Annotated in this window: 13 protein-coding genes; 4 read left to right on the plus strand and 9 right to left on the minus strand. The window is 73.6% G+C overall.

All coding sequences use genetic code 11. From position 1 onward, the window contains the following. Positions 1–266: 266 nt before the first annotated feature. From V6V16_RS27155 to V6V16_RS27165, 3 genes are all read right to left on the minus strand, one after another. A complete protein-coding gene (locus tag V6V16_RS27155) occupies positions 267–1,181 on the minus strand; it encodes a Gfo/Idh/MocA family protein (protein WP_334566691.1) in 915 nt (304 codons plus the stop codon). Between the two features lie 166 nt (positions 1,182–1,347). Continuing rightward, a complete protein-coding gene (locus tag V6V16_RS27160; RefSeq protein ID WP_334566668.1) occupies positions 1,348–2,571 on the minus strand; it encodes a glycosyltransferase in 1,224 nt (407 codons plus the stop codon). Positions 2,572–2,658: 87 nt separating this feature from the next. Next, positions 2,659–4,068, minus strand: coding sequence for a glycosyltransferase family 2 protein (locus V6V16_RS27165; protein ID WP_334566671.1), 1,410 nt, complete (start codon positions 4,066–4,068; stop codon positions 2,659–2,661). Positions 4,069–4,360: 292 nt separating this feature from the next. On the opposite strand from V6V16_RS27165, the gene V6V16_RS27170 reads away from it, so the two are divergent. Both V6V16_RS27170 and V6V16_RS27175 read left to right on the plus strand, forming a co-directional pair. Beyond that, on the plus strand, positions 4,361–4,765 hold the full coding sequence (locus tag V6V16_RS27170; RefSeq protein ID WP_334566674.1) for a hypothetical protein: 405 nt from the start codon (positions 4,361–4,363) through the stop codon (positions 4,763–4,765). After that, entirely contained in the window at positions 4,758–5,177 is a 420-nt protein-coding gene (locus V6V16_RS27175) for a hypothetical protein (protein ID WP_334566675.1), read from the plus strand. Before V6V16_RS27170 ends, V6V16_RS27175 begins: the two co-directional genes overlap by 8 nt. Before the next feature lie 38 nt (positions 5,178–5,215). On the opposite strand, the gene fabG is transcribed toward V6V16_RS27175, so the two are convergent. Together fabG and V6V16_RS27185 are read right to left on the minus strand one after the other, a co-directional pair. Further along, positions 5,216–5,974, minus strand: coding sequence for a 3-oxoacyl-ACP reductase FabG (gene fabG, locus V6V16_RS27180; RefSeq protein WP_334566678.1), 759 nt, complete (start codon positions 5,972–5,974; stop codon positions 5,216–5,218). 82 nt (positions 5,975–6,056) lie between these two features. Next, positions 6,057–7,709 (minus strand): alpha-amylase family protein, encoded by a 1,653-nt coding sequence (locus V6V16_RS27185; RefSeq protein WP_334566680.1) that lies wholly within the window; start codon positions 7,707–7,709, stop codon positions 6,057–6,059. 211 nt (positions 7,710–7,920) lie between these two features. On the opposite strand from V6V16_RS27185, the gene V6V16_RS27190 reads away from it, so the two are divergent. Then, positions 7,921–8,523: a DUF1349 domain-containing protein gene (locus tag V6V16_RS27190; protein WP_334566683.1), complete on the plus strand. Its 603-nt coding sequence runs from the start codon at positions 7,921–7,923 to the stop codon at positions 8,521–8,523. Positions 8,524–8,608: 85 nt separating this feature from the next. Continuing rightward, the gene (locus V6V16_RS27195) at positions 8,609–9,277 is read left to right on the plus strand and encodes a DedA family protein (RefSeq protein ID WP_334566684.1); all 669 of its coding nucleotides are present in this window, start codon (positions 8,609–8,611) and stop codon (positions 9,275–9,277) included. A 53-nt stretch (positions 9,278–9,330) separates the two neighbouring features. Here the strand turns inward: V6V16_RS27195 and V6V16_RS27200 are convergent, their stop codons facing one another. The 4 genes from V6V16_RS27200 to V6V16_RS27215 all read right to left on the minus strand — a co-directional run bounded on the left by V6V16_RS27200 (position 9,331) and on the right by V6V16_RS27215 (position 13,349). Next, positions 9,331–10,734, minus strand: a complete 1,404-nt coding sequence (locus V6V16_RS27200) for a chitinase (RefSeq protein ID WP_334566686.1) — start codon at positions 10,732–10,734, stop codon at positions 9,331–9,333. Positions 10,735–10,908: 174 nt separating this feature from the next. Further along, the gene (locus V6V16_RS27205; RefSeq protein WP_334566688.1) at positions 10,909–12,327 is read right to left on the minus strand and encodes a carbohydrate-binding protein; all 1,419 of its coding nucleotides are present in this window, start codon (positions 12,325–12,327) and stop codon (positions 10,909–10,911) included. A gap of 71 nt (positions 12,328–12,398) precedes the next feature. Continuing rightward, positions 12,399–13,148, minus strand: a complete 750-nt coding sequence (locus V6V16_RS27210; RefSeq protein WP_334566690.1) for a YidC/Oxa1 family membrane protein insertase — start codon at positions 13,146–13,148, stop codon at positions 12,399–12,401. Positions 13,149–13,241: 93 nt separating this feature from the next. Continuing rightward, positions 13,242–13,349: a DUF6412 domain-containing protein gene (locus V6V16_RS27215; RefSeq protein WP_334566694.1), complete on the minus strand. Its 108-nt coding sequence runs from the start codon at positions 13,347–13,349 to the stop codon at positions 13,242–13,244. Positions 13,350–13,389: the final 40 nt, after the last annotated feature.

The raw sequence follows: 13,389 nt of genomic DNA on the forward strand, positions 1-13,389 counted from the left end.
GGCGCGCGGCCCCGGGTCGGCGCCCGGGCGGGCGGGGCGGCGCCGCGCCGGGCAGGTGCCGGAGCGGTGCGCCGCGGGTGCGGTGCGGGTCAGTCGCGGGTCGCGCCGGCCAGGGCCGGACGCCGGACTCGCGGGCGGGCCACCAGCAGCGGCCCGAGGGCGGCCGGCGTGCCGACCTCCTCGATCAGAGCGTGCGTGCACATGCCGGCGACCCTAGCCTCGCCGGTCTTCGGGAGGCGACCGCTTTTCCGCCCCGCCCGGGTCGGCTACTCCGCCTCGCGGGGCAGGTCGACGGTGCGCCCCTCGGCGCGGGCGGTCTCGGCGGCGGCGAGCACGGCGACGACCTCGCGGCCGAAGCGGACGTCGCAGCGGTGGTCCCGGGTGCCGGACGCGATCTCCTCCAGCAGCTGGTCGATCGCCACGCCGAAGGCGGTCGCCGAGTCGCCCGCGCCGGCCGGGACGCTCTCCAGGCCGTTCTCGCCGTAGAAGACGAACTCCTGGCTCACCGCCTCCGGCGGGGCGTCCAGGGTCAGCGAGACCGTGCTGGTCGCGCCCCCGTCGTGGGTGAGCAGCAGGTGCACGAGCCCGCGCGACCCGTCCATCGCGGCGACGCGAGTGACCCGGCCGAGCACCGGCAGGATGAGGGAGAGCGCGTGCGGGCCGATGTCCCACAGCGCGCCGTGCTCCCGACGCCAGGGCGAGGCACCGTACGGGCTGCCGGGCTGGAAGATGGACCCGAACCGGACCGCCCTGGCGGTGTGCCACCCGCCGGCGGCGGCCGTCGACGCGAGGAGACCGGCGATGTCCGGCTGGAAGCGGCCGGTGAAGAAGACCACCGAGGCGACGCCCGCCGACCGCGCGGCGTCGACCACCCGGTCGGCGTCGGCCACGCTCAGCGCGAGCGGCTTGTCCAGCAGCAGGTGCCGACCGGCGGTTGCCGCGCGGACCGCGATGCCGGCCTGCACGTCCGGCGGGAGCGCCACGGCAACCGCGTCGCTGGCGTCGATCAACGCGTCGGCGTCGTCGAACGCGGACACCCCGTAGCGCTCGGCCAGGGCGGCGGCCTTACGCGGGTCCCGGCCCCACACGCCGGCGAACGCGACCCCCGGGTGCGCGTGCAGCGCCGCGCCGTGCGTCTCGGCCGCCCAGTGACCAGTGCCGAACAACCCGAACCGCACCACGAGAACCTCCACCGTCGTCGTCACACCACGGTACCCGCGGGCATGAGCCACGCCGGGCCTGTGTCGAGTGGTGGTCGCGCCCGAACTCCTGGCCAGCGCCGGTCGTCGGGGTCGGGGTGGATCGCCCTTGGTGGACCGGACTCGTCGGTCAGTCGGGTCGCCTCGCTCAGACCCCCAGGGCGGCGGTCAACCGCTTCGCGGCGACCTGCGCCGCGTCGGTCCGTACGACGGCGGCGACCTCGCGGGCGCGGGCGACCACCTCGGGCCGCAGCGCCGCGTTGAGTGCCGCGGTCAGCGACCCGGCGGTCGGTACCGCGCCGGCGTGTGCGGTGCCGATGCCGAGCGCGGACACCCGCCCCGCGAAGTAGTGCTGGTCGTAGACCTGCGGTATGACGACCTGCGGCCTCCCGGCCCGCGCGGCCGTGGTCGTGGTGCCCGCGCCGCCGTGATGGACCACCGCGGCCACCTCCTTGAACAGCGCCTGCTGGTTCACCTCGCCGACGACCAGGCAGTCGGGCGCCCGGTCGCCCAGCGAAAGCGGTGCCCAGCCCCGGGAGACGACCAGACGGCAACCGACCGCGCGCACCGCCTGGACAGCCGCCTCCAGCACGCCCGGGGGTGCGGCGACACTGCCGAAGCCGAGGTAGACGCAGGGCGCGCCGGCACCCAGGAAGTTCGTCAACTCGGCGGGCAGGGGCCGCTCGTCCGGCAGGAGCCAGGCGCCCGGTTGGTAGACGGCCGTGTCGGTGGCATCCGGCCAGGGCGCCAGTGTGGGGTCGGTGGCCAGCCACGGCTGGTCTGTGTGGATGTGGTCGCTGACGTCGTCGACCGGAACCAGTCCCACCGTCGCCCGTAGCGCGTTGAGCGGCACGCCGAAGGCGTCGTTGACCTGCCGCCGGTTGGCGGCCCACAGTTCGCGGTTGTCGGCCGAGGCGGGCGCCGGCACCTCCCCCGGGAGCGGCAGCGGTAGCGGAGGGTGGTGCGTCGAGGGAAGGGCCGCCGGGCAGAGCGCCGCGAAGACGTACGGTATGCCCCGCTTCTCCGCCACGGTGCGGGCGGCGATCTGGAGGCCGGTCGACGCGACGAGGACGTCGCAGTCCCTGGCCGCCGCCGACAGCACCTCGAACTGGATGCGAACGGACGACTCGGCCATCTTGCGCACCTGTGCCGGCGAGGGCCGGGGCACGGCGGCCCGCGGGCGGGGCGCCGCGGACCTGCGCCAGGGCGGGCCGACGGGTACGAAGGGAATCTTGAACGTGGCCACCCACCGGGCGAAGTCCGGTGGGGCGCAGAGGCGGGCCTGCAGGCCGAATGCCTTCAACCGCGAGGCCAGCGCCACCAGCGGTTGGACATCGCCGCGCGACCCGAGAGTCGACAGCAGTACGCGCATGATACTCGCCTTCCGTCTTGAGCGGCGGATCCGGGCGCGGTGAACCAGGCCCGACTCCGCGTCGGGCCTGGTCGCACCGTCGATCCGCTACCTCGGGGTCGAGGAGTGCCCCGGCGCCAGTGCCGCGGGTCGCGCCCCGGTGGCGACCCGGCCGGGCACTCGGCGCGCGGCGCCGGTCGCGGGCTGACGGGTCCGCAGGGTCAACACGTCGCCGAGCCCCTGGACCGCCCGCAGCTCGGCCCTGTACTCGGCGGCCTGAGCCTGGCGCAGGTACTCCAGCGTCTGCGGGTCGGCCACGCACATCGACGGCGTCGCGTCGGCGGTGGCCACCAGGTGGACCTCGCCGGCCAGCGCCAGCGAGGCGGCGATGAACTGGCAGAGTTCCGGCCACAGCAGGTAGCGCCAGAAGTCGACGCTGACCACCGCGTCCAGACTGCCCAGCGGCATGGGCGGGGCGACACCGAGCAGGTGGAAGTTGGTCGGCCCGATGGGTGCGGCGTAGTCGAAGGTGAGCGCCGAGGCGGGCAGCCCTGAATCGGCGCGGCCGGTGCCTATCCAGAGCACTTTGGGCCCCCGCAACTGGCCGGCAAGGCGCGCGGCGGCGGGCCCGATGGCGCAGGCCGACCGCTCGACGCACTCGTCGATCAGCGCCCGGTAGTGCAGGATCCGCCGGATCGCCTCGTACCCCATGACCGCGGTGAGGAACTCCCACTCCAGGCAGGGGTACAACTTGGCGGCCTGCTGGAAGTTGGCCTTCATCTCCATCCAGTTGCGGGTGATGTTCTTGTGGTGGGGCAGGTGGACGACCCGGACGTCGTCGTCGTAGCCGAAGTTGACGCCGTCCGGCAGGCTGCGGTCCACCCGGTAGAACAGCTCCACGTCCTCCACGCCGTAGCTCAGGCCGAACGCCTCCCGGTAGCCACCGACCTGCGCGAACAGCGAGCTGGCGAGCGAGATGTTGTGCGTGTAGGCGATCACCCAGCCGGCCCGGAGCCAGTCGCTGTCCTCCGGAACCCCCGTCGCGAACCGCAGGTCGCCACCGTGCGGGAAGGCCCGCGCGATCGCGTGCGACTCTCCGGCCAGGACGGCGGGTAGGTCCGCGAGGCCGATCTCGTCCCGCCGGCCGATCAGCACCGCCGCGTTGCCGGGCGTGCTGTGCCATGCCAGGTGCCTCTCCAACAGGTCGGGCACCGCCCACGAGTCGGCGTCGAGGAAGACCAGCAGGGGCGCGGAGGCACGCCGCGCCCCTTCGTTCCGGGCGACGGAGCGACCTCTCCGGTTGGGGAGTTCCAGCACGCGCAGGCGGAGACCGGCGCCTTCGACGAGAGCCTCGGCGTACCCGTCGGACGAGCCACCGTCGCGGACCACGATCACTTCGAAGCGTTCGGGCGGCAGCGTCTGTCGGGTCAGCGCCTTGAGGGTCAGCGCCAGGCACTGGGGATCCTGGTAGGTCGGCATCACCACGCTCAACGCCGGGCGGGTGGTGGGCAACGACATGGCGATCCTCTCCGTCAGACGAACGTGCCGTCGGAGTTGGGTGACGTCGTCAGAGAATAACGCTCCGCAACAGCTTCCATTACGAATGGATAGGGGTCATTAGGGGTCGCACCGTCCTCTCACGACAGTCGCCACCGCGGCCATTCACATCCGCCACCGCCGCCACGACGCCGCCGGGCGTCGTACGTCCGGAGCCGGCCCGGACGCACGGCGGTCGCCGCGGCGGGGCGGCGGGTGACGGGGTGTACTACGCGGGTTAGTAGGCTGTGCAGGTGACCGAACCGCACTTCGGATGGCCCGGGTGACCAGCGCAGCGACCGCGGGTTCGCCGGTGGACGGGCTCCTCGCGACCGCCTCGATCGTGCTGTCGCTCCTCGTCGCCGGCTGGGCGCTGGTGGCGACGCTGCGGCACCGCGCCCCGGACCGGGCGCAGTACGCCGGCCTCGCCGTGCTGGAGGTGGCGCTGCTCGCGCTGACGGTGGCGGCGTCGGTCGCCCTGGCCGGCGGCGAGCGACCGGGCGAGCCGGGGGCCTTCTTCGGCTACCTGGCGACGGTGGTCTGCCTGCCGCCGCTGGCCTGGGTGCTGGCGCGGATGGAGCCGACGCGGTGGGGCTCCGCGATCGTCTGCGCGGTCTGCCTGGTCACGCCGATCGTCGTGGTCCGGCTCCGGCAGACCTGGGAGGTGCTGGGTGGCTGACGTGCGCGCCCCGGAACGCAACCGGACCAACGCCGGCCCGGGACGACTGCTGATCGCGGTCTACCTGCTCTTCGCCATCGCCGCGACGAGCCGCGCCGGCCTCCAGATCGCCACGAGGTTCGACGAGGCGCCCGTGGCGTACCTGCTCTCGGCGCTCGCCGCCGCCGTCTACATCGTCGCGGCGGTGGGGCTGGCCCGCGCGGGTGCCGCCGGCCGGCGCGTCGCCCTGGCGTGCTGCGCGGTGGAGCTGGCCGGGGTGCTCGGCGTCGGGATCCTCAGCGTCGTAGACCCGGAACTCTTCCCCGACGAGACGGTCTGGTCGCGGTTCGGCAGCGGGTACGGCTACATCCCGCTGGTCCTGCCGGTGCTCGGCCTGCTCTGGCTCTGGCGCACCCGCCCCGGCGTCCGCTGACCCCGGCGGGCGGCGCCCGCCGGGGCGTACGGGCGGGGTCAGTCCTTGGGGCCACCGGCCACGTAGACGACCTGGCCGGAGACGAAGGAGGCGCCCTCGCTGGCCAGGAACGAGATGGTGTGGGCGACGTCCTCGGGGCGGCCGACCCGGCGTACGGCGATCTCCGACTCGGCGTGCTTCTGGAGCGCCTCGAAGTCGACCTTCATCCGGGCGGCGGTGGCCGCGGTCATGTCGGTGACGATGAAGCCCGGCGCGACCGCGTTCACGGTCACCCCGAACGGGCCCAGCTCGATGGCGAGGGTCTTGGTGAGGCCCTGGAGGCCGGCCTTCGCCGCCGAGTAGTTCGCCTGGCCCCGGTTGCCCAGCGCGGAGGTGCTGGAGAGGTTGACGATCCGGCCCCACTTCGCCTCGACCATGTGCTTCTGGGCCGCCTGGCTGAACAGGAACGCGCCGCGCAGGTGCACCCCCATGACGGTGTCCCAGTCGGCGTCGGTCATCTTGAACAGCAGGTTGTCGCGGAGCACGCCGGCGTTGTTGACCAGCACCGTCGGGGCGCCCAGTTCGGCGGCGACCCGTTCCACGGCCGCCTCGACCTGCGCCCGGTCGGAGACGTCGGCGCCCACGCCCAGCGCCCGGCCACCGGCGGCGGCGATCGCGTCCACGGTCTCCCTGGTCGCCGACTCCTCGATGTCGACCACGGCGACCGCGAGACCGTCGGCCGCCAGCCGCCGGGCGGTGGCCGCCCCGATCCCCCGCGCCGCCCCCGTGACGATGGCGACCCGCTGCTCCTCCGACATGCCTACCTCCCGGTAACTTGCGTCCGATCGAAGGAGCTTAACCCAGCGGTACGCCGGGCAGGCGCGGCGCGGGAGGCCGTCCCTAGAGGCCGCGGCCGCGGCAGAGGCGGATCCACCGGTAGCCGTAGCCGGCGACCTTGAGGCGGTCGAGCTTGCCGACCTCGCCGTAGTTGCGGTCGGCCAGGACGTCGACGGGCAGGTCCGCCTCCGGCTCCAGCATGCTGAGGTCGACCTCCGCGTCGGTGGTGCCGAGGTTGTGCACGAAGACCATCGTCCCGGTCCGCCCGTCGGCGCGGTGCGCCAGCACCCCCGGCGGCATCGCCACGTCGATGTGGGTGGTCGAGCCCGAACCCACCTCGGGGGCCTCGCGCAGGGTACGGATCATCCGCTCGAACCAGGCGAGCAGCGACTTTGCGTCGCCCCGCTGGGCGGTCACGTTGACCTTCTCGTACGAGAACTCGCCCTTGTCGATGATCGGGCGGACCAGCTTCTCCGGGTCGGCCGTGGAGAAGCCGGCGTTCGGCTGGTAGGACCACTGCATCGGGGTGCGGATGGCCTCCCGGCCGGGCAGCGACAGGTTCTCGCCCATCCCGATCTCCTCGCCGTAGCGCAGCACCGGCGTGCCGCGCAGCGAGAACTGCAGCGCGTACGCCAGCTCGATGCGCCGCCGGTCGTTGCCGAGCATCGGGGCGAGCCGGCGGCGGATGCCCCGGTCGTAGATGCGCATGTTCTCGTCGGGGCCGAACTCCGCGTACACCTGGTTGCGCTGTTCGGCGGTGAGCCGGGAGAGGTCGATCTCGTCGTGGTTGCGCAGGAAGGTGGCCCACTGCCCGCCCTCGGGCAGCGCCGGGGTGTCGCGCAGCGCCTCGATGATCGGCTCCGGGTCCTGCCGGGCCAGGGCCAGCATCAGCCGCCCGTTGAGCATGAAGTCGAAGAGCATGTGCAGCCGGTTGCCCGAGCCGCCGCTGTCGGCGAAGAAGGTCGGCAGCTGGTCGGGCTCGACGTTGGCCTCGGCGAGCAGGACGGCGTCGCCCCGGCGCCACTGCACGTGCTGGCGCAGTTCGGTGAGGAACTCGAAGTCCTTGGGCGAGTTCGGGTTGCCCGGCTCGGTCAGCTCGATGATGAACGGCACGGCGTCCATCCGGAAACCGGAGACGCCGAGCTGGAGCCAGAACGACACGATCTTCTTGATTTCCTCGCGAACCGCGGGGTTCGTGAAGTTGAGGTCCGGCTGGAACTTGTAGAACCGGTGGTAGTACCAGGCCTTGGCGGTCCGGTCGTAGCTCCACGTCTCGTGCTGCTCGCCGGGGAAGACCATGCCCTGGTGCCGGTCGGCCGGCTCGTGGTCGGACCAGACGTACCAGTCGCGGTACGGCGAGTCGGGCGAGGAGCGGGCGGACTGGAACCACGGGTGCTCGTCCGAGGTGTGGTTCACCACCAGGTCGATGATCACCCGGATGCCGCGGTTCTGCGCCTGGTGCAGCAGCTCAGCGAAGTCGCCCAGGGTGCCGAAGCGCGGGTCGACGTTGTAGAAGTCGGTCGCGTCGTAGCCGTCGTCGCGGTTGGGCGACGGGTGGATGGGGTGCAGCCACAGGCAGGTCACGCCCAGCCGGGCGAGGTAGTCCAGCCGGCCGATGAGCCCCCGGATGTCACCGACCCCGTCGCCGTCGGAGTCCGCGTACGTGTCGATGTCGAGGCAGTAGACGACCGCCTCCGAGTACCACCTGTCAGCCATGCCGGAGTTATGTCTCCGATCCCGGCTCCCGGCAAACGCGCCGCCGCTCATCGGCGGCCAGCCGACCCACCGGCCCGCCTGGCCACCGACGCCGGGCCCGCCCCGGCCAGCGCCGCCGGCGGCAGGCCCGCGGAGCCCGGGCCCGCGCCGGCGCGTCGACGCCCCGGGCCGGGGACGGCGTCCGGGCGGGGCACGGCGGTACGGTCGCCCCATGGGCAACGCGGAGCGGCCGGTCGACTGGGCCGAGGGTGAGTGGTGCAACGAGCCGGTGCTGGTCGAGCGCGGGCCCGCGGGCGAGTTGCTGGTGCAGCCGGCCGAGGGCAGTGACCTGTGGCGGCACACCTCGTACGGCTTCGTCCACGACGACGCCCCGGCGCTGCTCGCGCCGCTGCCCGCCGGCGAGGCGGTGGAGGTGGCCTTCGACCTCGACTACGGCGAGCAGTTCGACCAGGCCGGCGTGCTGGTGCGGGTGGACGAGCGGAACTGGGTCAAGGCCGGGGTGGAGGTCAGCGACGGCCAACCACAGGTCGGTGCGGTGGTGACGCGGGAGGTGTCGGACTGGTCGGTCGCCCCGGTGCCGCAGTGGGCCGGGCGGGAGGTGACCGTCCGGGTCAGCCGCGACCGCGACGCGCTGACCGTGCGGGCCCGGGCCGGCGACGAGCCGTGGCGGCTGGTCCGGCTCGCCCCGCTCGCCCCGGAGGCGGTGGCGGCGGCCGGGCCGTACTGCTGCTCCCCCACCCGTTCCGGCCTGCGGGTCCGGTTCACCGGCTGGTGGCGCGGGCCCGCCGACGCGGCGCTGCACCCGCAGGGCTGACGCCGGTGGCCCCACTCACGGACAGGTGTGACGGCGGGCCGGCGGGGTAGTTGTCTCTGATCCGGACCCCGCCGAAAGGATCGTGATGGCACTCGCCGAGAACGTCGACCCGACCCGGCTCGGCGGGCTGACGGGGTGGGTCGCGGGGGTGATCGACGCCGCCGGTGCCGTCGGGGTGGCGCTGCTGGTCGCCCTGGAGAGCATCGTCCCGCCGATCCCGAGCGAGATCGTCCTGGCGATGGCCGGCTACCTGGCCAGCGAGGGGCGCTTCAACGTGGTGCTGGTGGGGCTCGCCGCGACCGCCGGGTCCCTGGCCGGGGCGCTCGTCCTCTACTGGCTCGGCGCGGCGGCCGGCGAGGACCGGCTCAAGCGCTGGCTCGACCGGCTGCCCCTGGTCGACCTCGACGACCTGGAGAAGGCGGACCGCTGGTTCGAGCGGCACGGCCGGTGGGCGGTGCTCTTCGGCCGGATGATGCCCGTGGTACGCAGCCTGATCTCCATTCCCGCCGGGGCCAACCGGATGCCGCTGCCGGAGTTCATCGCGTTCACCACGCTGGGCAGCGGCATCTGGAACGCCCTCTTCGTCGGCCTGGGATACGCCCTGGGCTCGCGCTGGCAGCAGATCGAGCAGTACAGCAAGTGGTTCGACTACGGCATCATCGCGGTCTTCGTCGTGATGATCGCGTTGTGGGCGGTCAAGAAGAGCCGCCGTCGTCGTGCCCGCCAGCGGGAGCACGCCGACGCGACCCGCTGACCCCTGCCGGGACCGTCTCGGCCCGGGCCCTCGGGCCCGGGCCGAGACGGTGGTCAGGGCAGGGTGTCCAGGTGCGGGGCGACCGTGCGGGCGAAGCCGTTGCCGTTGCTCACGTCCCAGTTGATCGACCAGGTCATCGCGCCACGGATGCCCGGGTAGGTGCGCGGCGGGCGGAAGCTGCCGCAGTTGGTGCCCCGGGCCAGGCAGTCCAGCGCGGCGTTGACCACGGAGGGCGCGACGATGCCGCCGCCGGCCGCGCCGGGGCCGGCCGGCAGGCCGAGGCCGACCTGGTCGGGGCGCAGCCCCGCCTCCAGCTGGATACAGGCCAGCGCCACGATGAAGTTCACCGTCCCCTGGGGGTACGCGGCGTTGCGGTCGCAGCCGAGCATCGCCCCCGAGTTGTAGAACTGGGTGTTGACGACGGTGAGGATGTCCCTGATGTCGAGCGCCAGCTTGAAGTAGCTGGTCTCCGGCGACTGCATGTCGATGGTCTGCGGGGCCATCGCGATGATCAGCCCGGACCCCGTCCTGGCCCGCAGCGAGCGCAGCGCCTGGCCCATGTAGGTCGGGTTGAGCCCGTTCTCCAGGTCGACGTCGACCCCGTCGAAGCCGTACCGCTGGATGAGGGCGTACACGCTGTCGCTGAACGCGGCGGCGGAGGCGGCGTCGTTGACCGCCACCCGGCCGGTCTCGCCGCCGACCGAGATGATCACCTTTTTGCCCCGGGACTTGAGGGTGCGCACGTCGGCGGAGAAGTCGGCGTCGGTGTAGCCGCCGAGGGCGGCCGACAGGCCGGGGTCGACGGCGAAGGTGACCGCGCCGGGGGTGGCGGTGGCCTCGGCGAAGGCGACCGCGACGACGTCGTACTCGGCCGGCACGTCGCGCAGCCGCAGCTCGACCGCCGGGTTGTCGAAGTTGTGCCAGTACCCGGTGAGGATGTGCTTGGGCAGGCCGGTGTTCGGCGGCGGGCTCGTCGGGGGCGGCGTGGTCGGGGGCGGCGTGGTGGGCGGAGCGGTGGTCGGGGGCGCGGTGGTGGGCGGCGGGGTGGTGGGGGTGACGCCGCCCGCGCACGCCGCGCCGTTGAACCGGCAGTTGGTGGGCGCGCCCGGCCCGTTGCCGAGGAAGCCGAACGACACCGAGGCGCCGGGGGCGATGCGGCCGTTCCAGGACCGGTTGGTGAAGGTGTACCGCTGACCCGACGAGGTCAGCAGCGCGTCCCAGTAGCTGCCGACGGTGGTGCCGGCCGGCAGGTCGAACGCGACGCTCCAGCCGTCGACCGTGGACCCACCGCCGTTCGTGATCGTGTACTTGCCCTCCCAGCCCGAGCCCCAGTCGGCCGTCTTGACGAAGCTGGCGGTCACGCCGGCGGCGAACGCGGGCATCGCCACCCACACCGCCCCGAGCGCCGCGACCACTGCCGCGACCAGCGAGAACACCAGAGATCTGGATCGTTTCACGACACCCTCCACACCCGGACGACATCCACCGGCATCGACGTTGACGCTCATTATTAAGAGTGTTAACTGTTTCTGTCCAGAGCGGACCGGCGGGCGGCGCGTCGCGGTTGCGGGCCGCCCGGGCGGGAGGCGGGCGACGGGAGCCCCCGGCGCGGGCCGGGGGCTCCACGGGACTCAGCGGCGGAAGGTGAACCAGTTGACGTTGACGAAGTCGGCGGGCTGCCCGCTGGAGAAGGTCAGGTAGACGGTTCGGCGGCCCGTCGGCCCGGCGACGTTGCCGGGAACCGAGCGCCAGCTCTGCCACCCACCCGTGTCGCCGATCGCGAAGCTACCGATCGTCGGGCCGGTCGGGCTGTCCAGGCGGACCTCCACCAGGCCGCTGACCCCGCCGCCCGCCCCGGAGGCGACGCGGGCGACGAAGTCCCGGGGCGGGGTGACCCCGAACTCGACGTTGTCGAAGCGCGCCCAGTCGCCGTTGCGCAGCGCGCCGATGTTCTGCCCACCCTCGGCGCACGCCTCGACGAACACGCCGTTCTGCGCGTTGAACGACTCCGCCTGGATCGTCGCGTACGCGTCGCGCACCCCGCCGGGCGGCGGCGTCGTGGGCGGCGGGGTGGTCGGCGGCGCGCCGCCGCCGCGGCTGTACACCGCCACGTAGTCGACCAGCATCGGGTGGCCCGGGACGGTGGCGGCGGTCGGCGTGGCGCTGCCGGCCACCCCGTTCGGGAAGGCGCCCCCCATCGCCACGTTGAGCAGCAGGAAGTAGCCGGCGTGGCTGGTCATCTGCGACCAGTACGGCTCGCCGATCCGGGTCTGGGTGACGGTGTGGTAGAGCTGTCCGTCGACGTACCAGCGCAGCTGCTGGGGACTGGCGGAGGCGTCCCACTCGAAGCGGTAGGTGTGGAAGGCGGACTGGCAGGTGCTGCCCGGGCAGGCCCGGGAGGCGCCGATGCCGTTGAACTCGTCGCAGGGCCCGCCCGGGGCGACGCCGCAGTGCAGCACGCCCCAGACCGAGTTCAGCCCGTTGACGTTCTCCATCACGTCGAACTCGCCGATGCCCGGCCAGTTCTGGTAGTTGCCCCGGTAAGGCGAGCCGAGCGCCCAGAACGCCGGCCAGTACCCGGCCGCCTGCGCCCCGGTGACGTTGGGCATCTGGATCCGGCCCTCGATGGCCAGCACCCCGCCCGCGGGGGGCTTGAAGTTGCTGCGCACGGTCTCGATCCTGGCCGAGGTCCAGCCGCCCGAGGCGTTGCGCAGCGGGGTGATCCGCAGGTTGCCGCCCCCGTCGTGGCTGACGTTGGCGGTGCTGTTGGTGTAGGTCTGGATCTCTCCGGTGCCCCAGTTCGGGGGGCCGCCGGGGTAACTGGTCCCGGTGTCGATGATCCAGTTGCCGGCGGACGGCAGGGTGCCGGCCGCGCCGGTGAAGTCGTCGCTCCACACCAGGCTCCAGCCGGGTGCGGGCGCGGGCACGGCCGCGTTGGCGGTCACGGTCATTCCGGCCAGGACGGTCGTGGCGGCGGTGAGCACGGTCAGCGCCAGGGTCAGTCGGCGTCGTGGGGGCAGGGCGGCGGGCGCCGCCGGGGCAGGTGTCATGGACGTGCCTCTCTGCGGGAACGGTCGAGAGAGCGCTCTCTGAGGAGTTGTACGTGCCGATCCGGCAGATGTCAACGTGCGTCGATGCCATCGGGGACGGGTCGCGGTCGGCGCAGCACCGCCTGCTCCAGCGCCGACCAGGCGGTGGTGGTGACCAGGTAGATCACCGCGGCCAGCGGCAGCACCAGCGCCACCGGCACCGTCGTGTACGGCAGCAGCGGCAGCAGCCGGCCGAGCACGGCCGCGCCCGGCCCCTGGGTCGGCGTACCGGCCACCGTCCCGGTCGCCGCCGCGGCGCGCCGCATCCGCCGCGACGTCCACCAGGCCAGCGCGAGCAGGGCGGCCAGCAGGACGCCGAAGAGCGGCAGCGCGCCGCCGCCCGGCCCGTCGGCGAGGTGCTGGCCCAGCGGCACCCCCGCCAGCCGCTCGGCGAGCAGCCCGGTGCCGCCCTCGGCCGTGGTGAAGAGCCGGTACATCACCAGCAGGACCGGCGCCTGGAGCAGCAGCGGCAGGCAGCCGGAGACCGGGCTGGCGCCGTTGGCCCGGTAGAGCGCGTACAACTCGCCCCGCAACCGGGCCGGGTCGTCCGCGTACCGCCGCTGGAGCTCGCGGACCTCGGGCGCGAGCGCCGCGCGGCGCCGCTCCCCGCGGACCTGCACGAGGGTCAGCGGCGAGATCAGCAGCCGGACGGCGAGCGTGAGGACGACGATGGCGGCGGCCGTGGCCGCGTCGCCGGCCAGCGGTTCGAGCAGGGTGGTGAACCACGCGAGCGCGCGGCCGGCGGCGCCGACGGCGGCGTGCAGAGGTGCGAAGGCGAGCATGGGTGACCCCTCGGTCCGATTCCGGGTGCCGGTCCGGCGGGAAGGAGGGTCGCCGGACGGGCGGATGGCGGCGGAATCGGCCGCGCGGTGGTGCTACGCGGCCGAGGGGTGCGCTCCGGGCGCCCTGGGACGGGGACGCCCGGCGGCGTCCGGGTCGACCTGTCGCAGCGTCGGCAGCTCCGGCGCCAGCACCTCAGCCACCTCCGCCGCGCCGCAGACGCCCGCTGAGCGGTGCCCGCAC

Origin of the sequence: Micromonospora sp. CPCC 205561 (assembly GCF_036906775.1) — a bacterium.
GTDB lineage: Bacteria > Actinomycetota > Actinomycetes > Mycobacteriales > Micromonosporaceae > Micromonospora.